The organism is Pseudomonas sp. M2 (genome assembly GCF_015751845.1).
Taxonomy (GTDB): domain Bacteria; phylum Pseudomonadota; class Gammaproteobacteria; order Pseudomonadales; family Pseudomonadaceae; genus Aquipseudomonas; species Aquipseudomonas putida_E.
Genome location: NZ_JADOUD010000001.1, coordinates 4,555,414 through 4,575,109 on the forward strand (window position 1 = coordinate 4,555,414; position 19,696 = coordinate 4,575,109).

18 protein-coding genes are annotated in these 19,696 nt (G+C 62.6%); 14 read left to right on the forward strand and 4 right to left on the reverse strand.

Features of this window, described 5'->3' with window-relative positions; all coding sequences use genetic code 11:
• Positions 1-64: 64 nt before the first annotated feature.
• The gene (locus IWW33_RS21250) at positions 65-511 is read right to left on the reverse strand and encodes a PAS domain S-box protein (protein WP_046785752.1); all 447 of its coding nucleotides are present in this window, start codon (positions 509-511) and stop codon (positions 65-67) included.
• 96 nt (positions 512-607) lie between these two features.
• Between IWW33_RS21250 and IWW33_RS21255 the strand changes: the two genes are divergently transcribed.
• Entirely contained in the window at positions 608-1,555 is a 948-nt protein-coding gene (locus IWW33_RS21255) for a MerR family transcriptional regulator (protein WP_174142491.1), read from the forward strand.
• Here the strand turns inward: IWW33_RS21255 and IWW33_RS21260 are convergent.
• A complete protein-coding gene (locus IWW33_RS21260) occupies positions 1,552-2,481 on the reverse strand; it encodes a LysR family transcriptional regulator (RefSeq protein ID WP_115275514.1) in 930 nt (309 codons plus the stop codon). The two genes, IWW33_RS21255 and IWW33_RS21260, sit on opposite strands and share 4 nt — an antisense overlap.
• Positions 2,482-2,596: 115 nt before the next feature.
• Here IWW33_RS21260 and IWW33_RS21265 point away from each other — a divergent pair, with 115 nt between their 5' ends.
• The 3 genes from IWW33_RS21265 (at position 2,597) to IWW33_RS21275 (ending at position 5,897) form a co-directional block, all read left to right on the forward strand.
• Positions 2,597-3,841: an MFS transporter gene (locus IWW33_RS21265; RefSeq protein ID WP_174142490.1), complete on the forward strand. Its 1,245-nt coding sequence runs from the start codon at positions 2,597-2,599 to the stop codon at positions 3,839-3,841.
• A 104-nt stretch (positions 3,842-3,945) separates the two neighbouring features.
• Complete coding sequence (solA, locus tag IWW33_RS21270; protein ID WP_174142489.1) at positions 3,946-5,121, forward strand: N-methyl-L-tryptophan oxidase; 1,176 nt, start codon at positions 3,946-3,948, stop codon at positions 5,119-5,121.
• A complete protein-coding gene (locus IWW33_RS21275) occupies positions 5,118-5,897 on the forward strand; it encodes a MetQ/NlpA family ABC transporter substrate-binding protein (RefSeq protein ID WP_012315011.1) in 780 nt (259 codons plus the stop codon). The genes solA and IWW33_RS21275 overlap by 4 nt, the downstream gene beginning before the upstream one ends.
• Before the next feature lie 95 nt (positions 5,898-5,992).
• Here the strand turns inward: IWW33_RS21275 and IWW33_RS21280 are convergent, their stop codons facing one another.
• Entirely contained in the window at positions 5,993-6,886 is an 894-nt protein-coding gene (locus IWW33_RS21280) for a LysR family transcriptional regulator (RefSeq protein ID WP_012315010.1), read from the reverse strand.
• A 147-nt stretch (positions 6,887-7,033) separates the two neighbouring features.
• Between IWW33_RS21280 and IWW33_RS21285 the strand changes: the two genes are divergently transcribed.
• From IWW33_RS21285 to IWW33_RS21315, 7 genes are all read left to right on the forward strand, one after another.
• Positions 7,034-8,113: a 4-oxalomesaconate tautomerase gene (locus IWW33_RS21285; RefSeq protein ID WP_174142488.1), complete on the forward strand. Its 1,080-nt coding sequence runs from the start codon at positions 7,034-7,036 to the stop codon at positions 8,111-8,113.
• A 77-nt stretch (positions 8,114-8,190) separates the two neighbouring features.
• Entirely contained in the window at positions 8,191-9,507 is a 1,317-nt protein-coding gene (locus IWW33_RS21290) for a dicarboxylate/amino acid:cation symporter (RefSeq protein WP_125924022.1), read from the forward strand.
• Positions 9,508-9,631: 124 nt separating this feature from the next.
• Positions 9,632-10,936: a citrate:proton symporter gene (locus IWW33_RS21295; protein ID WP_012315007.1), complete on the forward strand. Its 1,305-nt coding sequence runs from the start codon at positions 9,632-9,634 to the stop codon at positions 10,934-10,936.
• 65 nt (positions 10,937-11,001) lie between these two features.
• Positions 11,002-12,258 carry an OprD family porin gene (locus IWW33_RS21300; RefSeq protein ID WP_115274417.1) on the forward strand — a complete coding sequence of 419 codons (1,257 nt, stop codon included), beginning with the start codon at positions 11,002-11,004 and terminating at the stop codon, positions 12,256-12,258.
• 164 nt (positions 12,259-12,422) lie between these two features.
• Positions 12,423-13,970: an AMP-binding protein gene (locus IWW33_RS21305; protein WP_119687331.1), complete on the forward strand. Its 1,548-nt coding sequence runs from the start codon at positions 12,423-12,425 to the stop codon at positions 13,968-13,970.
• A 15-nt stretch (positions 13,971-13,985) separates the two neighbouring features.
• Positions 13,986-15,149 (forward strand): acyl-CoA dehydrogenase family protein, encoded by a 1,164-nt coding sequence (locus IWW33_RS21310; RefSeq protein WP_046785762.1) that lies wholly within the window; start codon positions 13,986-13,988, stop codon positions 15,147-15,149.
• A 105-nt stretch (positions 15,150-15,254) separates the two neighbouring features.
• Complete coding sequence (locus IWW33_RS21315; protein ID WP_174142512.1) at positions 15,255-16,529, forward strand: MFS transporter; 1,275 nt, start codon at positions 15,255-15,257, stop codon at positions 16,527-16,529.
• On the opposite strand, the gene IWW33_RS21320 is transcribed toward IWW33_RS21315, so the two are convergent.
• The gene (locus tag IWW33_RS21320) at positions 16,514-17,476 is read right to left on the reverse strand and encodes a LysR family transcriptional regulator (protein ID WP_196914398.1); all 963 of its coding nucleotides are present in this window, start codon (positions 17,474-17,476) and stop codon (positions 16,514-16,516) included. The two genes, IWW33_RS21315 and IWW33_RS21320, sit on opposite strands and share 16 nt — an antisense overlap.
• A gap of 155 nt (positions 17,477-17,631) precedes the next feature.
• Between IWW33_RS21320 and IWW33_RS21325 the strand changes: the two genes are divergently transcribed.
• From IWW33_RS21325 to IWW33_RS21335, 3 genes are read left to right on the forward strand one after another with little or no spacing between them, the layout of a single operon-like run.
• Positions 17,632-18,978 carry a DUF1329 domain-containing protein gene (locus IWW33_RS21325; protein ID WP_161871521.1) on the forward strand — a complete coding sequence of 449 codons (1,347 nt, stop codon included), beginning with the start codon at positions 17,632-17,634 and terminating at the stop codon, positions 18,976-18,978.
• 28 nt (positions 18,979-19,006) lie between these two features.
• A complete protein-coding gene (locus IWW33_RS21330) occupies positions 19,007-19,393 on the forward strand; it encodes a DUF202 domain-containing protein (protein ID WP_012314999.1) in 387 nt (128 codons plus the stop codon).
• Entirely contained in the window at positions 19,386-19,685 is a 300-nt protein-coding gene (locus IWW33_RS21335) for a DUF202 domain-containing protein (protein WP_174142486.1), read from the forward strand. The genes IWW33_RS21330 and IWW33_RS21335 overlap by 8 nt, the downstream gene beginning before the upstream one ends.
• The last annotated feature ends 11 nt before the right edge of the window (positions 19,686-19,696 follow it).

Sequence of the window (19,696 nt, forward strand, 5' to 3'; positions counted from 1 at the left end):
ATAGTCGATCCCGCTGCATAAAGCTATACAGGGTCATAATTTTGTACAGTTTTGCGCGGGGGTGTCAGCTGTCCCTGTCATCCAGTTGTCGCCGCAATTGGGCGACCTCCGCTTCCAGCTCTCGTACTCTCTCCTCGGCGAACACCTGGGCCGTGACATCACGCTGTATGCCAATGTAATACGTCAATTGATCGGCCTCGTTTCGTATCGGCGAAATCGACAGTTCATTCCAGAACAGGCTGCCGTCCTTGCGGTAATTGCGCAGCACCTGGCAGCACGGGCGCCCGTCCAGGATGGCCTGGCGAATGGCATCCAGCGCTTCCTGGTCATGGTCCTGGCCCTGCAGGAAGCGGCAATCCTGATAGAGGATGTCATCGGCCGCGTAGCCGGTCAGGCGCTCGAAGGCGGGGTTGACGTAGATGAGGATGCTGTCGTTTCCTTCCTGCTCGGCAATGACGATGCCGTCGTTGGACGCCTCGACCATCAATTGCAGGAGTTTTGCGTCGATCATGGGGCCTCCTCGAAGTGGTTGCGTATGCTTATGCGCAGCTTAGCCTGCATGCAGCTATAGGTTTAGTATGTGTAACCGTCCTGATGACCCGCCGCAATGAACGAAGCGACCTTCACCGACCTGTTGCCAATGCGTGACGTTGTCAGCCTGACCGGGGTCAACCCGGTGACCTTGCGTGCCTGGGAGCGTCGTCATGGCCTGATCCGCCCGCAGCGCACCGAGGGCGGCCATCGCCTGTACACCGCACAGGATGTCCAGCACATCCGCGACATACTGCGCTGGACCGCCAGTGGCCTGCCGATCGGCAAAGTCAGCGAAATGCTGGCCAGACGGCGAGACGCATACGAGCAAACGGTTGAACCGGCTGCTGATGGCTTTGCCGCGTGGCGTGCTGCCGTGCTACGTGCAACCCAGACGTTCGATGGCCAGGCGCTCGAGGGTATTCACGGGCAGCTGTTCACCCTGTTCCCCAAAACCACGGTGTTGCTCGACGTACTGATGCCTGTGTGGTGCACATTACAGTCGGGCAGCTCTTACGGCCAGCGTAGCCAGTGGCTGTTTCTCGATGCCTTTCTGCGCGCCCGGTTGCTGTTGCGCCTGCAGTTGAACCAGGCCAACGCCCCGCGCGTGCTGTTGGCCGGTACCGGGGGCAGTGCTGAGCTTGAACTGCTGTGCCACGGCTTGCTGCTGAGCGGTGAGCAGCAGCGTATCGACGTGCTGAGCAGCGAACAACCACTTGAGGAGTTGCCACTGCTGTGTGCAGCCATTGCGCCTGCCGCGCTGGTGGTTCTGGTGCAGCCCCCAGTGAGCAGTGGCCTGGCAGATCGTCTGCGCGCCTTGCAGATGGATATCGCCTGCCCATTGGCGCTGCTGGGTGATGGCCTGGCCGAGTCGGCCACTGCACTGAAGGGAATTCCGCTGAGGCTGTTGGAGGGGCGGGGTGGCGAGGCAGGCGCGATGCTCAATGCCTTGCTCAGGGGGGCGCTGGAGCTCTCGACCACCCAGCCTGCAGAAGGGGAGCAAAGCGCTGAGCAACCCCTCTAGCCGGCTTTGGCTGCTGCTTGCTGGCTCAGCCTGGCGCAGATCACATCGACCAATGCGGCTACTTTAGGAAGCGACTGCCGGCTTTTCAGCCATGCAACGTTGATAGGCAGGCCGATGGTGCTCAGCTCAGGCAGGATCTGGACCAGCGTGCCAGCGTCAAGATGTTCCTGCACCAGCCAGGAGGGCAATTGGGCCACCCCCAGCCCGGCCAGCACCATGGCAAGCTGGCCTTCTGCGTTGCCGATTGCAATACGGCCCGAGACCACCCGCTGCTCGCTGTCACTGGCATGAGCGCCCGGGAAGTGCAGCGGATACACACCGCCGTCGGTCCTGCCGTAAAGCACGCACCCGTGCTCATGAAGGTCCCGCTCCGTTTCAGGCACTCCCCGTCGTTGCAGATAACCCGGTGCTGCGCAAAAGATGTGCTGCTGGATGCCAATCAGCCGCCGTTCTACACCCTGGGGCCAGGTCTGCGGCCCGCCAATGCGCACCAGGATGTCGATGTCATGCTCGATGGGATCGACGAAGCGGTCCGTGAGCGTGATGTGTGGCATCAGCAGTTCATGCTCGGCAATGAACTCGATGAGCAGCGGTAGTACCCGCAGTTTGCCGTATGACGCCGGCAGGTCAATGCGCACCCGGCCGCAGGGCTCGGTCTGGGCACTGTGCATTTGCATTTCGGCCTCTTCCAGGCTGGCCAGGATCTGCTTGCAGGTCTGGTAGTAATTGGCCCCCGTATCGGTCAGTGCCAGGCGCCGTGTGGTGCGTGCGAAGAGCTTCATGTTCAGGCGCTGCTCCAGCCGCGCCACGCTTTTGCTGACTGCGGAGGTGGTCAGGCTCATGCGTTCGGCCGCAGCAGTGAAGCTTCCGGCCTCTGCCACGCAAATGAAAACCGCAATGCCCTTCAAGCGTTGTTCACTGAGCAATGGCGCCTCCAACTGTTGAATAAATTTCTTAAGTATCCTTGCTTAAATACCAAAGATGATAATTTTATTCCAGTATAACCTCCTGCTCCATTTTCCTGTTCTGGAGTATTCGCTCATGCATGCCAACCCTGCGTCCCTGTCGGGGGCAGCAGATGCCCGTGCAGGCACCAGCATTCTGATCCTCACGATGGCGGCGTTCGCGGTGCTGACCACCGAATTCATCATTCTCGGCATCTTGCCCGGGCTCGCCCGGGATCTGGGCATTACCGTGCCCAAAGCGGGTCAGTTGGTCACCGTGTTCGCCTTTACCGTGATGCTTGTCGGGCCGTTTCTCACCGCTGCGATATCCCACTGGGATCGCAAAAAGGTGTTTCTCGGGGTTCTGCTGATCTTCGCCGCATCCAATGCGCTGTCGGCGGTCGCTACTGACTTCTGGACCATGGCATTGTCGCGCATCCTGGCTGCTGCGACGCTTCCCGTGTTCTGGGGCACCGCCAGTGAATCGGCAGCCCAGCTGGCGGGTAAAGGCAATGAAGGCAAGGCGGTCGCCCGGGTCTATCTGGGCATCACGGCGGCGTTCGTGTTCGGCATTCCCTTGGGCACACTGGCAGCCGATGCGCTCGGCTGGCGGGGCACCTTCTGGTTGATCTCGGGCCTTTGCCTGGTCATTGCGCTGCTGATGTGGGTGTTCCTGCCACAGCTGCCGGAAGCCCCCAAAAGGGCGGGCGGCGAACGCCAGACGGTCATCCTGCGGGATCCGAAGTTCGTCTTCCACGTCGCGCTCTCGGTGGTGGTGTTCACTGCCATGTTCAGCGCATACACCTACCTGGCTGACATGCTCGAGCGCCTTGCCCATGTGCCCAGCGCGCAGGTCGGCTGGTGGCTGATGGGCTTCGGTGCGGTGGGCATGATTGGCAATGCCATCGGCGGGCGGCTGGTCGACCGCAGCCCGCTTGGCGCGACCATCGTGTTGTTGACGGTGCTGGGCGCCGGCATGGCGGGTGCACCACCCGCGGTCGATACGCTGTGGTTGCTGGTTGTGGCCCTGGCCGCGTGGGGTATTGCGTATACCGCGTTGTTCCCTGTTTGCCAGGTGCGCGTGATGATCGCAGGCGCCAAAGCGCAGGCCCTCGCCGGCACGCTGAACGTCTCTGCGGCGAACGCGGGCATCGGGTTGGGCGCTGTGATTGGCGGCGTCACCATTGAGCAGTTGGGGCTGGCTGCGCTGGGCTGGGTGGGTGCGCTGATTGCAGTGCTGGCGGTGGGCTTGTCACTGCTGTTGTGGATGGCAAGCGATCGGTCCGGTAATGCTGCTAAATGCGCTCGCGCAACGGCACCCGCGCCAGTGAAAGAAAGCTGAGGTTGAACACGGTCTACTCAAGGGCATATCGATATACCCTTTAATTCTTTGTTTACTGAGCCCGCCTGCTTTCAACTAACGCCTTTTTGAGCGAGCGATACTCAGTGGAGCACTGCGAAGTAGTCGTCATCGGGCTTGGTGCCATGGGGGCCGCCACCGTTTATCAATTGGCCAAGGCGGGCGTGGATGTGGTGGGGGTCGATCGCTACCACCCACCGCATACCTTTGGCTCGAGCCACGGTGATACGCGCATTACCCGGCTTTCCGTAGGCGAGGGTGCCCAGTATGTTCCCATCGTGAAGAGGGCTCAGCAAATCTGGCGTGAACTTGAGGCGCTGTCTGGCGAATCGTTGTTCGAGCAGTCCGGTTTGCTGGCACTGACCTCCAGTCCCGACTTCGATCCGGACGATATAAGCGATTTCACCCTGCGCACCATAGGCCTGGCCCAAGCCTACGGAATCGAGCACGAAGTGCTTGGCGCTGCACAGATCCGTCAGCGCTTCCCGCAATTTGCCAACGTGCGCGACGATGCGATCGGCTACTTCGAGCCCGGTGGCGGCTTCGTGCGCCCCGAACGGTGCATCGACGCGCAGTTGCGCCTGGCAGTGCAACACGGGGCAACGCTGCACACAGGTGAAACGGTTACTCAGATCAGCTCGGATGAAAGCGGCGTCACGGTCTGCACCAACCTGCGTACGTTAAAGGCCCGCAAACTGGTGTTCAGTGCCGGCAACTGGGCGGGTGGTTTGTTGGGCGAGCCGTTCGACCGTTTGCTGCGTGTCTACCGGCAGAAGCTGTTCTGGTTCGAGCTCGAAGCCCAGGCGGGCCTTGAGGGTGCATCGCCAACGTTCATCCTGACCCATGGGCGCGGGGACGACAAAATCAATTACGGTTTCCCTGCGCTGCCGGGTGAGGGCAGCCTGAAAATCGCCACGGCCCAATACCACACGGCATCGCTGCCCGACCTGCTGGACCGGACCGTGAGCGCGGCAGAAGAGCGCGAGATGTACGAGTTGCAAGTACAAGGCCGTATCGCCGGGGTGACCGACAAGGTCGTCAAGTCTGCCGTTTGTGCCTACACCGTCACTGCAGATCGCCACTTCATTATCGACGAACACCCTGCGCTGAAGCACACCTTGGTGGTGTCAGCGTGCTCTGGCCATGGTTTCAAACACTCCGCCGCCTTGGGCGAGGCATTCGCCCAGTGGTGCATCCGGGGCTCGACCGACCTCGATCTTTCATCGTTCACCCTCCAACGATTCCAAGGAAAACTCTCGTGAAGCGCATTGCACTTTCGCTGGCTCTGCTGGCTGCCACGCTCGGTACTGCACAGGCTGAAACGCTCAAGATCGCTGTGGTGCCTGTGCCTCACGCCGAGATTCTGGAATTCCTCAAACCTGAGCTGGCCAAGCAGGGGGTCGAGCTGGATATCAAGGTCTTCACCGACTATATCCAGCCTGACCGCCAGGTAGACGAGGGCCGGCTGGATGCCAACTACTTCCAGAGCAAGCCCTACTACGAGGCGTACAAGAAAGACCGGCCCAATAGCGACCAGGTCCCGGTTGTTGCTGTACACATCGAACCGTTCGGGGCCTACTCAAGCAAGGTCAAATCTGTGGCCGAGTTGCAGGACGGCGCCATCGTTGCAATTCCCAACGACCCCACCAACTCCGGGCGCGCACTGCTACTGATTGCCAAGCAGGGGCTGATCACGCTCAAGGACCCTGGCAATATCATGGCGACCGCCGCTGACATCACCAGCAATCCGAAGCATCTGAAGTTCAAGGAACTTGAAGCCGCCATGCTGCCGCGCGTCCTTGGTCAGGTGGACCTGGCGCTGATCAATGCCAACTACGCGCTGGAGGCCAAGCTTGAGCCGCACAAGGATGCGTTGTTCATCGAAAGCTCGGAATCGCCGTACGCCAACTACCTGTATGTACGCAGGGACAAGGCTAGCGACCCGGCTGTACAGAAGCTTGGGGCATTGTTGAATTCGCCTCAGGTGAAGCAGTTCATCCTGGATCGCTACCACGGCGATGTTGTGCCGGCGTTCTGATTTTTGGCCTTTGGGGATTGCTGTGGCGTCCACCTCCCGATATCCCGCCCCCGGACAATCCGTTAAAAACCTGACTCTTGAGTAACCCCAACCGATCAACGGTTCGGCCACTTCTCCAGCAAAATGGAAACAAACTTCTCTGCCGCTGGTGAAAGCGAGGCCCCACGTCGATACACCAGCCCGAGCGTGCGCGTCACCTCGGGCTCCATCAGCGGAATGCTCACCAGCGTTGGATGGTCGGCAGCCGGCATGGCCAGGCTTGGCATGGCCGACACCCCCAGCCCGGCTTCGACCATGCCCAACGAGGTGGAAAGGTGCTGCACCTCATAGAACCACTTCGGCCGCCAGCTGAGCCCGGACAGCGCATGGTCCAGCAACATGCGGTTGCCACTGAGGCGGCCGACGCCGATGAGCCGGTAATCGGCAAGCTCTGTCCAGGTGACCGAAGCGCGATCGGCCAGCTCGTGGTCGCGCCGGCAGGCCAGCACGAAACGCTCCTGCACCAGCGACACGAACTCGATATCCGGATGCTGGCCGCTCATCATGTTGATGCCGAAATCGGCTTCGCCGCGCAGCACCGCCTCCAGCCCCTCGTTGGCACTGAGGTCCAGCAGCCGAATCCGGATTTTCGGGTACTGCTCGTTGTAGTCCCGAATCACCGAGGGCAGGAAGTAGAACGCGGCGGTTGGGATGCAGGCCAGGGTCACCTGGCCGGTCTGGCGCTCTGCAAGTTCACGAATGCTCAGGATCGAATCTTCAAAATCATCCAGCAGGCGCCTGGCCTTGGGCAGAAAATCGCGGCCGACGGTGGTCAGGCTCACGCGACGGGTGGTCCGCTCGAGCAGGGGTGTTCCCAGACCCTCTTCGAGCTTTTTTATCCGCCGGCTCAACGCAGGTTGCGAGAGGTGCAGCACCTCAGCCGCCTCGTGAAAGCTGCCAAGTTCGGCGATTTTCACGAAAGATCTTATGTCTTGCAGCTCATATTCCATGATGTTTTCCTAAGGGAATTCACCGCTTTATTGTTTTGTTAAACGCAACAATGGCGACGATATTTGCATTGGATCGATTTATCAATCTTTGTCACTCTTGTGTCCAGAACATCAATTTCCCCAATTGATCAACAAGAGTCAGTAGTCATGCAACGAATTCCTTGTGTGCTCATGCGCGGCGGTACCTCCAAAGGCCCGTTCTTTCATGCGTGGGATCTGCCAGCCAATGTGGTCGAGCGCGACGAGCTGCTGATCAACCTGATGGGCTCCGGTCACGAGCTTGAGATCGACGGCATCGGCGGTGGCAGCCCGCAGACGAGCAAGGTGGCCATCATCAGCCCTTCGCTGCATGCCGACGCCGATGTCGACTACCTGTTCGTGCAAGTGATGGTTGCCCAGCGCCGCGTCGATACCGCCCCCAACTGCGGCAACATGCTGTGTGCCGTGGGCCCTTTCGCCATCGAGCAAGGGCTGGTCAAGGGCAATGACGGCAAGACCCTGGTGCGTATCCGCAACCTCAACACCAACACTTTCGTCAATTCGCTGGTGGAGACACCCGGCGGCATCGTGCGCTACGAAGGGCGTACGGCGATCGACGGCGTGCCGGGCACTGCCGCCCCGGTTCACCTGACCTTCCTCGATGCCGTGGGTAGCAAGACCGGCAAGCTGTTCCCGACGGGGCAGGCCAAGGATGTGATCGACGGTATTCCCGTGACCTGCATCGACATGGCCATGCCCATGATGATCGTCGATGCCGCGCAACTGGGCGTAACGGGGTCGGAAACCCCAGCGCAACTGGATGCGAACACGGCCCTGCTGCAGCGCCTGGAAGCCCTGCGCCTGAAAGCGGGCAAGGCCATGGGCCTGGGCGACGTCAGCGGCATGGTGATCCCAAAGCCCGTGCTGATATCGGCACCACGCTTTGACGGTACGCTGCAGGTCCGGTATTTCATGCCGCACAACTGCCACCGGGCGCTGGCCATCACAGGGTCCATCGGGCTGGCAACTGCCTGCGTCAGCCCAGGCACTGTAGTGATGGACATGCTCGGTGATACTGCCGAAGCACTCACCCAAGTACGCCTGGAACATCCCAGCGGCGGTATCGATGTCGCGCTTTCGCGCGGTGGCCCTGATGGCCAGACCATTCAGGCCTCGGTGGTACGCACTGCCCGCAGGCTGTTCTCCGGTTTTGTATACGCCCCTGGTTTTCAGCGTATGGCCGGTTGAAACCCGGCCTGGCGTCAAACCGTGGTAACCCAGGCAACAAAGCGCATCCGCACAATTTCAACAATGGGTGATGCCTCATGAAGATCGCAAAATCACTGTACTTCCAGATTCTCTGCGCCGTCGTGCTGGGCGTAGTGGTCGGGCATTTCTGGGCGCAACAGGCCGTTGCGCTCAAACCGCTGGGCGATGCCTTCATCAAGCTGATCAAGATGATGATCGCGCCTGTCGTGTTCTGCACCATCGTCACCGGGATTGCCGGCATGACCGACAAGCGTTCGCTGGGGCGCTTGATGAGCAAGACCTTGCTCCTGTTCCTGGGGTTGACCGTTGTCAGCCTGATCATCGGCCTTGCGGCGGTCTACCTTTTCCGTCCCGGCGAGGGCATGAACATCGACCCCGCCACCCTCAGCACCGAGGGGCTCAGCCAGTATGCGGCGTCGGCGGCGAAACTGAGCGTGGTCGACTTTTTCATGCACATCATTCCCGATACCTTCATCGGCGCATTCAACAAAGGCGAAGTGCTGCCGGTGCTGTTCATCGCGGTACTCAGCGGTTTTGCCCTGTCCTCGATGGGTGAGAAGGGCAAGCCGGTGCTGGATGTGCTCGAATCCGCTTCGGCCATGGTGTTTCGCATTTTTGGCTACCTGATGCGCTTCGCGCCGATCGGTGCGTTCGGTGCCCTGGCCTTTACCGTAGGCCAGTACGGCATCAGTTCGCTTGGCGCCCTGGCGAAGCTGGTAGGCACCTTGTACATCGCCTGCGCCTTCTTCGTCATCGTCGTACTCGGTGGCATCTGCCGCGCGCATGGTTTCAGCCTGTGGAAACTGCTGCGTTATTTCCGTGAGGAGTTTCTGGTGGTGCTCGGTACTTCTTCTACCGAGCCGGTGTTGCCGCGCATGCTGGAGAAGCTGGAAAAACTGGGCTGCAAAAAAGGAGTGGTGGGGCTGGTGCTGCCCACCGGTTACTCCTTCAACCTGGACGGCACGGCGATCTACCTGTCACTGGCGGCCATCTTCATCGCCCAGGCGTGCAACATCGACCTGACCTTGGGGCAGACCATCACCATGCTCGCCATCATGCTGCTGTCTTCCAAGGGCGCTGCCGGTGTGACCGGGAGTGGCTTCGTAGCCCTGGCCTCGACCCTGACCGTCATCCACGACATCCCGTTGGCAGGCTTGGCGCTGCTGATCGGCGTCGATCGTTTCATGTCCGAGGCGCGCGCCCTGACCAGCCTGGCCAGCAATGCAGTTGCCACCGTGGTGGTCTCGCTTTCGGAAAATGCCTGTGAGCGGGATACCTTGATGCGCACCCTTAACGGTGAGCGTGAGCCGCTCGCCGGGCAGGCCGCGCCAACAGCGCCCAGTTGGCCTGCAGAGCCCCGTCATCACGGCTGATCATCACCCGTAACACCCTTCGTTGACTTGAACCCCGCTCAGCATCACTGTGATGCCGAGTGGGGCAGGGGGCCGCCTGCGCGCCAGATGGCCACGCCTAGAATAAAAACAAGAGAACCCAATCATGCTCGCATTGCTTGGCCTGATCATGGTGGTGACCTTCACCTACCTCATCATGAGCAAACGGCTGTCGCCGATCGTTGCGCTCACCGTAGTCCCCATCGTGTTCGCCGTGATCGGCGGGTTTGCGCCGACAACCGGCAAGATGATGCTCGACGGCCTGAAGATGGTTGCCCCGTCGGCTGCACTGCTGTTGTTCGCCATTCTGTTCTTTGGCCTGATGATCGACGCAGGGCTGTTCGATCCGCTGATCCGCAAGATTCTCAAACGCGTCAATGGCGACCCGATCAAGATCGCCATCGGCACTGCACTGCTTTCGCTGCTGGTGGCGCTCGATGGTGATGGCACTACCACCTACATGATCACCTGTGCGGCCATGTTGCCGCTGTACAAGCGCATCGGCATGAACCCGATGATCCTGGCAACGGTGGCGATGCTTTCGCTGAGCATCATGAGTGGCCTGAGCCCATGGGGCGGGCCGGCGACACGGGCCATCGCCGCGCTGGGGCTCGATGCGACCGAGTACTTCATCCCGATGTTGCCGACCATGATCGGTGGGGCTGCCTGGGTAGTCTTCACCGCGTTCCTGCTGGGCCGTGCCGAACGCAAACGCATCGGCAACATCAAGCTCGAATCCGGTGGCGGCAATTGCTACATCAAGGCGATTCTCGAGGACACGCCGCACAAGCGTCCGCGGCTTGCCTACGTCAACCTGTTGCTGGTGGTGGCGGTGATGATCGCGCTGGTCCTGGGCGTGATGCACGCAGCGATCCTGTTCATGATCGGTTTTGTCGCTGCCTTGATGATCAACTACCCGCAACTCGAGGTGCAGAAAGAGCGCATCCTGGCCCACTCCGGCAACGCCATGACGGTCGTGCTGCTGGTGTTTGCCGCAGGGATTTTCGCCGGCATCTTCTCCGGCACGAAGATGGTCGATGCGCTGGCGCAGACACTGGTGGACTGGATTCCGCAGTCCTGGGGCCACTGGTTCCCGCTGGTGGTGGCGATCACCAGCATGCCGCTGACGTTCGTCCTGTCCAATGATGCCTACTACTTTGGCGTAGTCCCGATCCTGGCCAACGCGGCTGCCGCCTACGGCATCGACCCGGTAGAGATCGCCCGCGCTTCGGTGCTCGGCCAGCCGGTGCACCTGATGAGCCCTCTGGTGGCTTCGACCCTGTTGCTGGTGGGCATGGTCGACCGCGATATAGGCGACTTTCAGAAGGCCACCGTCAAATGGGCAGTGCTCACCTCGCTGGTGATCACCGCGCTGGCCCTGCTCACCGGTGCCTTGTCCTTCTTCGTCTGATCCGCCCAGGGCGCCGCCGGGCGCCCGCTTTCTACTCATTCAAAAACAACAACAGAGTACCGAACATGTCTCCAACTGCTCTGCGTGCGGCGGCCGCCTGTGGCCTGCTCTGCGGCTGCCTGCCTGTTGCCGGCGCTGCCGGTTTTGTCGATGACGGCAAGCTCAAACTGCAACTGCGCAACGTTTATTTCAACGAGAATTTCCGCGACGAGCAGGGTATGAGCGCCCGCGCCGCCGCCACCGCCAAAAGCGAGCGAACCGAGTGGGCGCAAGGCTTCCTGCTCGACTATCAGTCGGGCTTTACCCAAGGCACGCTGGGCCTGGGGCTCGATGCGATGGGGCTCTTGGGGGTCAGGCTGGACTCCGGCCGTGGCCGCAGCGGTACGGGCCTGTTGCCGGTGCATGACGACGGTCGCGCCGCCCAGGAGTTCGCCAGTGCCGGGGTAACGGCCAAGGCCCGCCTGGGTAGTACGGTGGTCAAACACGGTACCTTGCTGCCCAAGACCCCCGTACTGGTCTACAACGATGCCCGAGTACTGCCCCAGACCTACCAGGGTACGCAGCTGACGAGTACCGATATCGAGGGGCTGACGCTCACTGCCGGGCATCTGGACCGGTTCAAGCAACGCGACTCGTCCAACAGTACCGGCTTGTACCTGGACGGTTATGGCGGCGCCGAGTCTGGCGACTTCAGCTTCGCCGGCGCCGACTACGCGTTCAGCAAGCACTTGCGCTTGAGCTACTTCCACGGTCAGCTCGAGCATTTCTACCGCCAGGACTTTGCCGGCCTGGTACATGACCTTGCGCTGGCCGGCGGGGTGCTGACCACCGACCTGCGGTATTTCACCAGCCGTGACAGCGGCGCGGCGTACGGCGGCAGCATCGACAACGACATGTTCAGCGCACAGGTGTCCTACGCCCATTCAGGGCACACCTTCGGCGCCGGGTATCAGGTGCTGGACGGTGAAGCCGGCCTGCCGTACATCAGTGGTGCCACGGTGTATTCGTTCAGCAACGTTGGCATCGGCAAGTTCATCGAGGAAGAAGAAAAGACCTGGATGGCAAGCTATGCCTACAACTTTGCCGCCGCAGGCGTGCCTGGGCTGACCTTCATGACACGCTACCTGAGCGGCGACAACGGCCGCTCCGGGGCGCAGGGGTTGAGTGAATGGGAGCGTGACGCCGAGCTTGCGTATGTGGTGCAGGGCGGGGCACTCAAAGGGCTGGGGGTACGGCTGCGCAACTATGTCTACAGGTCTGACTATTCCCGCGGTCGGGACAGCAACCGCCTCTACCTGACCTATGACATTGCCATCTGGTGAAACTGGCCTGTAAACGCCAGTGCTGGGGCAATGCGCCAACGGTTTCAGGCGTTTGTCCGATGCCAGCCAAATTCGTTATGGCCGGCATCGGAAACTGGTATTACATCCGCCCGCGCCTGGCTGTTTAGCATCGTCGATGTCTTCCTGTCGACGAGAACAACAACGTGAACCTTGGAAAGATCATTACCCGCAGTGCCCGCTACTGGCCGGACCACACTGCCGTGGCAGACGGCCAGACGCGCCTGACCTATGCCCAGCTGGAACGGCGCAGCAACCGCCTGGCCTCGGGGCTGGGTGCACTGGGCGTTGCCAGCGGTGAACATGTGGCGATCCTGGCTGCCAACCGCGTGGAGCTGGTAGAGGCAGAGGTGGCGCTGTACAAGGCGGCGATGGTCAAGGTGCCGATCAACGCGCGGTTGTCGCTGGATGAAGTGGTACGGGTGCTGGAAGACTCCTGCAGCGTTGCGCTGATCACCGATGCCACCTTCGCCCAGGCGCTGGCTGAACGACGCGAGGCCTTGCCGATGTTGCGCCAGGTGATCGCGCTGGAGGGCGAGGGCGGTGACCTGGGTTATGCCGCGCTGCTTGAGCGCGGCAGCGAGGCACCGTGTAGCCTGGACCCTGCCGACGACGCCTTGGCAGTGCTGCATTACACCTCCGGCAGCTCCGGTGTACTCAAGGCGGCCATGTTGTCGTTTGGCAACCGCAAGGCGCTGGTCCGCAAGAGCATCGCCAGCCCCACGCGGCGTTCAGGCCCTGACGATGTGATGGCCCATGTGGGGCCGATCACCCATGCCAGCGGCATGCAGATCATGCCGCTGCTGGCGGTGGGCGCCTGCAACCTGCTGCTCGACCGCTACGACGATCGCCTGTTGCTGGAGGCCATCGAACGTGAGCGGGTGACGCGGCTGTTCCTGGTGCCGGCCATGATCAACCGGCTGGTCAATTACCCCGACGTCGAGCGCTTCGACCTGTCCAGCCTCAAACTGGTCATGTATGGCGCCGCGCCCATGGCCCCGGCCCTGGTGAAAAAGGCCATCGAGCTGTTCGGGCCGATTCTCGTGCAAGGTTATGGTGCCGGCGAAACCTGTTCGCTGGTCACGGTACTGACCGAGCAGGACCACCTGATCGAAGACGGCAACTACCAGCGCCTGGCCTCTTGCGGGCGCTGCTATTTCGAAACCGACCTGCGGGTGGTGAACGAGGCATTCGAGGATGTGGCACCGGGCGAGATCGGCGAAATCGTGGTCAAGGGGCCGGACATCATGCAGGGCTACTGGCGCGCGCCGGCGCTCACCGCCGAAGTCATGCGCGACGGCTACTACCTGACCGGCGACCTGGCCACGGTCGATGCGCAGGGTTACGTGTTCATCGTCGATCGCAAGAAGGAAATGATCATTTCCGGGGGCTTCAACGTGTACCCCAGCGAAGTGGAGCAGGTGATCTACGGCTTCCCAGAAGTGTTCGAGGTGGCAGTGGTCGGCGTGCCTGACGAGCAGTGGGGTGAAGCGGTGCGCGCTGTGGTGGTGCTCAAGCCCGGCGCACAGCTTGACGCCGCCGAGCTCATCGAGCGCTGCGGCCGCGCCCTGGCCGGTTTCAAGAAGCCGCGCGGCGTGGATTTTGTCACCGAACTGCCGAAAAACCCCAATGGCAAGGTGGTCCGCCGCCTGGTCCGGGAAGCCTACTGGCAACACAGCGATCGTCGTATCTGATCAGGGAGCATGACCATGTATCAACCGAGTGCAAAAGCTGCGCAGATCATCGAAGCCATCGAAGGGTTCGTCCGCGACCAGGTTCGCCCGCTGGAGCAGGAAATGCAGCTGGACTGGGCGCGCCCACACCCTCAGGCGGTCTTGCGGCAAGTATGGAAACGCTCCAGCGAGCAGGGCCTTTACACCCTCATGCTGCCTGAGGCCATGGGTGGTGCAGGTTTGAGCGTGGCTGACCTGTGCGCCGTGAAGGAAGCCACGGTACTGACCGGCTCGATGCTGGCCCCGCATGTATTGGGTGAGCTGTCCGGGCCGCCGCGGGTGGGCCACCTGCTCAAAGTGGCCAGCCCCTATCAGGTGGAGCATTTCCTGCAGCCGGTGTGCCGCGCCGAGAAAGCCGTGTGCTTCGCCCTGACCGAGGCCGAGGCAGGTTCGGACGCCACTGCCATCCGCACCCAGGCGCGCCGCGACGGTGATCACTACGTGCTGAGCGGCAGCAAGCGTTACATCTCTGGTGCCACTTACGCCGACCTGGCGGTGTTGCTGGCCGTGACCGGGCCCGGGCAGGGCGCGCAGGGCATTTCGGCGTTCTTCGTCGACCTCAAGGCGCCGGGCGTGCGTGTCGAAAGCGACTATGCGGTGATGTCCGGTGGTGGGGCTCATGGCGACATCGTGCTGGATGAGGTGCGCGTGCCAGCGGCCAACCTGATTGGCGAGGAGGGCCAAGGGTTCAAGCTGGCCATGGGGCGCATTACCCTCAACCGGCTGCTGCATTGCCCGACCTTGCTGGGCATGGCCGGCTTGGCCCTGAACCTGTCGATCGAGCATGCCCGTAGCCGCAAGCAGTTCGGCCAGCCGATCGCCATGTTCCAGGCGGTCAACCATATGATCGCCGACATGGCCACCGAGCTGCATGCAGCGCGCAGCATGGTCTATGCCACGGCACAGGTGAACGATGCCGGCGGCGATATCCGGACCCAGGCGCCGATGTGCAAGCTGTTCGTCTCCGAGGCCGCATTCCGCATTGCCGACAAGGCCGTGCAGGTGCATGGCGGTGCCGGGTTGATGCAGGGCCACCCGGTGGAATGGATTTTCCGTGCCACCCGAATGATGCGCATCCTGACCGGTACCAGTGAAATCCAGCGCAACACCATCGCCAAAGGCGTGCTGATGCCCGCGTGACCCTCGGGCCGCCACTGCGGCGGCCTTTTGTTACATTCCACAACAATAACAAGAGTAATCGCCATGACTGTGGATGCTTCCCTGCCCAACCCCCGTACGGCCTGGATGGTGGCCGTGCTGCTGGCCCTGCTGATGCTGGTCAATTTTCTCGACAAGGTGGTGATCGGCCTGGTCGCGGTGCCGATGAGCGCCGAACTGGGCCTGACGGCGACTGAGTTCGGGCTCATTGGCGGTGCTTTGCACTGGTTTTTCGCCCTGTCCGCCGTGGTCGGAGGCTTCATGGCCAACCGGCGCCCCACTCGCACACTGCTATTGGGCATGGGCCTGTTCTGGGCGGTGATCCAGTTGCCGATGCTGTTCGCCACTTCACTGTGGGCCATCGTTGCCTGCCGCGTGCTGCTGGGCATCGGTGAGGGGCCGGCATCGCCGGTCGCCACTCATGCGCTGTACAAGTGGTTCCCCAATGACCGTCGCAACCTGCCTGTGGCGCTGCTGCATGCCGGTAGCGCCATGGGGCTGCTGGTGGCTGGCGCGATGATCCCCTGGGTCAGCCTGCACTACGGCTGGCGCACCAACTTCATCATCCTTTCGCTGATCGGCCTGGTGTGGTGCCTGTTGTGGTGGCGGCTGGGGCAGGAGGGCACCCTTGAGCGCCTGCGCGCCAGCCAGCTCAAGAGCGATGAGCCGGCCATACCGTATCGCAAGCTGCTGAGTGACCCCAGCGTGATGGGCAACTACCTCTGCCACTTCGCCGCCAACTGGTCGCTGGCCCTGACGCTTACCTGGGTGCCCAGTTATCTGCAGGTCGGCCTGGGCATCGACCCGCTGCAGACGGGGCGGATCTTTGTGATGTTCGTGGTGGTGACCACGCCGTTGAGCCTGTTGATGGCCTGGTTGTCACAACGCCTGATGCGCCGTGGCGTATCGTCGCGCGTGGCGCGCGGCGTATTCGTCTCGCTGTGCCTGATACTTGCCGGGCTGCTGTCTGCGTCGCTGGTGTTGCCAGGCCTGAGCACCGCCGTGCGGGTTGGCGCACTGACTTTAAGTGGCGGGCTGGCACTGGTCATGTACTCCGTGGGGCCGGCCATGCTCGCCGAGTTCACCCCGACGGCCCAGCGGGGCGGGGTGCTTGCGATCGGTAACGGTATCGCTTCGCTGGCCGGCCTGGCTGCGCCGGTGGTAACCGGGTTGCTGGTGCAAGGAGCGGGCGCCGAGCATCCCGCAGGTTATGCCCAAGGCTTTTTGGTCTGTGGCGCAGTACTGGTCGTGGCCGGGCTGGCGGGCCTGGTGACCTTGAACCCGCAGCGCACCCTGAAGCGCCTGGGTGAACCGGTTGCGGTCGAGCATGGCGTGCCGGTGCGCTCTCAGACAGCCAGCTGAACCCCCGGCACCGACCCGAGCGGCGCGTCATCGCCGCCGATCAGCTCACCACGCCAACGGCCGCCGAGTACCAGTTCGATCAGCAGCCCGCGCACCAGGTCGTGCAAGCAACCGGCGGCAAACGACAGGGGCTTGTGCCGTGAGTGCGCCAGGGCAATGGTGCGGCTGATGCGTGGCTCGACGATGAGCCGTGCCTGCGTAGGTTCCAGCAGCTCGCACAGCGGCGGCCAGTTGCTGATGGTCGCCGCCAGCCCTGCGCGCACCAGGCTGGCGATGCCGGGTGCCGACTGCTGCTCGTAGGCGGCCGCCAACGGCACGCCGGCTTCCATGGCCGCCTGTTCGATGCGCCGGCGCAGGTGCAGTGCCTTTGGTGGCAGCACCAGCCGCGTGGCGGCGGCTTCGGCCAGGGTAATGGTGTCGGCGGCGCCGGCAGCTGAAGGGCCGACCCAGTACAGCGCCTCGGTAAAGATCGCCTCGGCTTCGACATGTTCAAGCTCCTCGGCGTTGGGCACCACGCCGAAGTCAACCTTGCCCAGTTCGATGGCCTGGCCACCGTTGCGGCTCAGGCCATCCCACACGGTCAAGGTCACACCGGGAAAGCGCTGTTCGGCACGCTTGAGGATTTCCGGCAGCAGCAGGTCTGCGGCAGTGGCCGGAATGGAAATGGCGACATGCCCCTTGGGGTCACCGCGGCTTGATTTGAGGTCGTCCTTCACCGAATCGAGTTTCTGCACCACCTGGCGGGCCACCTCGTAAAGCTGCCGCCCGGCGTCGGTCAGAACGATGCCGTCGTGCTGGCGGTCGAGCAACTGCATTTCCAGTTCACTCTCCAGCAGGCCGATCTGCCTGCTCAGCGCCGGCTGGGCGATGTAGGCGCGACGCGCGGCCGAGGAGAAACTGCCGGCTTCGACGATTGCGATCAGGTAGCGGAGCTGTTTGAGGGTCATCGCAGCGGTTCCAAGGGTATGCCGAACTGATATGGCACGTATCCGAACACGTTATTTGTGGGGTTCGAAGCGTGGCTCCTAGTATCACCCGGAAAGGGCGTGCCAAGGCAAGCCCGCCCGGCCAGGTCAGCCAACAACAACAAGAGGCCAAACCCATGAAACCTGTCGCCCTGCTGCGAAGCATTCTGTTCGTCAATGCCAGCCTGCTGGCCCTTCACCTTGGCGCCACGCCACTCGCGCCACTGCCCCCGCAGCTGACACCCGTGGGTGCCGAGCGTGCACCCAGCAGTGATGGCCGCATACCGGCCTGGAGCGGGGGGCTGCAACCGGGGCAGGTCTCGCTGGCGGTCAACGGCACGCCACTGGACCCCTACGCCGATGAGCAGCCGCTGTACACCATCACTGCGCAGAACTACCCGCACTATCGCGAGCAGCTCACGGCAGGCCAGGTGGCGCTGTTCGAGCGTTACCCCAGCTCTTTTCGCCTGCCGGTCTACCCGTCGCACCGCAGTGTCGCGGTGCCCGCTCGGGTGAGCGAGTGGGCCAGGCACAACGCCGCCAGCGCCCATCTGGTCAATGACGGCAACGGCGTGCAGGGTTTTGCCGGGGTACTGGCGTTTCCGCTGCCACGCAATGGCCTGCAGGTACTGTGGAACCACCTGACGCGGCCACGCAACGGCAGTTACAGCTTGGCGTCGGACAGCATCACCCCGCGTCGTGATGGTCGCTTCGTCATGTTCAGCGCGCAGCAAACCTTCGCCCGGCCCGATGTGCTGCCCGGCGGCCAGGCAAGCAACGTACTGTATTACCTGAGCTACCGCATGACCGCGCCATCGCGCCTGGCAGGTGATGCCTTGGTGCTGCACGAAACCCTCGACCAGGTCGCCCAGCCGCGCCTGTCGTGGTTGTACAGCAGCAGCCAGCGGCGCGTCAGGCGCGCGCCTGCAGTGGCCTATGACAACATCAGCCCGGGCACTGCCGGGCTGCGCACCGCCGACAGCCGCGACATGTTCAACGGTGCCCCCGACCTTTACCACTGGACCCTGGTCGGCAAGAAAACCCTGCACGTACCCTACAACAGTTATCGCCTGGCTTCGCCACAGCTCAGCTACACCGCGCTGATCGGCCAAGGCCACGTCAACCCGCAGCCAACACGCTACGAATTGCACCGGGTATGGGAGCTGGTCGGTACCCTCAAGCCTGGGGCCGAGCATATCTATGCCAGCCGCCGCTATTACCTGGACGAGGACAGCTGGGCCATCGTCGAGGCAGACTTCTTCGACCACCAAGGGCGGCTGTGGCGCACGGCCCAGGCGCACAGTTACTACCATGTCACCGGGCAGGCACTGGTCAACGCCATGGAGGTGATCTACGACCTGCGCAGCGGGCGTTACCAACTGTCGGGCCTGACCAACGAGCAACCCAAGCCGTTCACCTTCGATCTGCGCACCAGCGCTTCGTACTTCTCACCTGGGGCGCTGCGCAGCCAAGGGCTGCGTTGAGCACCCAGGGCCACACACAGGACAGCCGATGAGTTCCGATCACCATTACAGCGCCTGGGAGCGCTGGTTGCTGGGGCCTGGCAAACCACCTGACCCGCGCTTCACCCTGGCCAATGAACGCACCTTTCTGGCATGGCTACGCACCGCCCTGGCACTGCTGGGTGGTGCCATTGCCCTTGAAACCTTTGCCGCGCATGCCTGGCCACAGTCCGGGCGCCTGGCCATGGAGTTCGCGTTGCTGCTGGCGAGCCTGCTGGTAAGCCTGGGGGCTGGGTGGCGCTGGCTGGTGGTGGAGCGCGCACTGCGTCGCGATGCGCCATTGCCGCTGCCACGGCTGGTACCGCTGCTGAGCGTGGCTTGCGCGCTGGCCTGCGCGGCACTGGTGCCGCTGTTGTGGGGGCGTTGGCATGGCTGACGGCACTGTCGACACCGGTTTGCAGGCCGAGCGTACGGTGTTGGCCTGGCGACGAACACAGTTGTCTTTACTGGTGCTGGCTTGCCTGGCCTGGCGCGGCGGCATGGAGGCTGGGGCCGGCGCGGCACTGTGTTTGGCGCTGCTGGGCAGGGTACGCGAACGCGCCATCTACCGCCGCGGCCTGGCCATGTTGCGCAGCGAGCGCGGCTGGGCCGCGGCGCGCACCGTACCGCTGACTGCGTTACTGGTGGCCGGGTTGGTGCTAGGGGTGTGGTTGCGCCGCACTGCTTAGCGCGGCGCTAT

Coding starts and splice junctions, on each gene's coding strand:
- IWW33_RS21250 (WP_046785752.1), bottom strand. CDS start 511: ATGATCGACGCAAAACTCCTGCAATTGATGGTCGAGGCGTCCAACGAC.
- IWW33_RS21255 (WP_174142491.1), top strand. CDS start 608: ATGAACGAAGCGACCTTCACCGACCTGTTGCCAATGCGTGACGTTGTC.
- IWW33_RS21265 (WP_174142490.1), top strand. CDS start 2,597: ATGCATGCCAACCCTGCGTCCCTGTCGGGGGCAGCAGATGCCCGTGCA.
- IWW33_RS21280 (WP_012315010.1), bottom strand. CDS start 6,886: ATGGAATATGAGCTGCAAGACATAAGATCTTTCGTGAAAATCGCCGAA.
- IWW33_RS21285 (WP_174142488.1), top strand. CDS start 7,034: ATGCAACGAATTCCTTGTGTGCTCATGCGCGGCGGTACCTCCAAAGGC.
- IWW33_RS21290 (WP_125924022.1), top strand. CDS start 8,191: ATGAAGATCGCAAAATCACTGTACTTCCAGATTCTCTGCGCCGTCGTG.
- IWW33_RS21295 (WP_012315007.1), top strand. CDS start 9,632: ATGCTCGCATTGCTTGGCCTGATCATGGTGGTGACCTTCACCTACCTC.
- IWW33_RS21300 (WP_115274417.1), top strand. CDS start 11,002: ATGTCTCCAACTGCTCTGCGTGCGGCGGCCGCCTGTGGCCTGCTCTGC.
- IWW33_RS21310 (WP_046785762.1), top strand. CDS start 13,986: ATGTATCAACCGAGTGCAAAAGCTGCGCAGATCATCGAAGCCATCGAA.
- IWW33_RS21315 (WP_174142512.1), top strand. CDS start 15,255: ATGGTGGCCGTGCTGCTGGCCCTGCTGATGCTGGTCAATTTTCTCGAC.
- IWW33_RS21320 (WP_196914398.1), bottom strand. CDS start 17,476: ATGACCCTCAAACAGCTCCGCTACCTGATCGCAATCGTCGAAGCCGGC.
- IWW33_RS21325 (WP_161871521.1), top strand. CDS start 17,632: ATGAAACCTGTCGCCCTGCTGCGAAGCATTCTGTTCGTCAATGCCAGC.
- IWW33_RS21330 (WP_012314999.1), top strand. CDS start 19,007: ATGAGTTCCGATCACCATTACAGCGCCTGGGAGCGCTGGTTGCTGGGG.
- IWW33_RS21335 (WP_174142486.1), top strand. CDS start 19,386: ATGGCTGACGGCACTGTCGACACCGGTTTGCAGGCCGAGCGTACGGTG.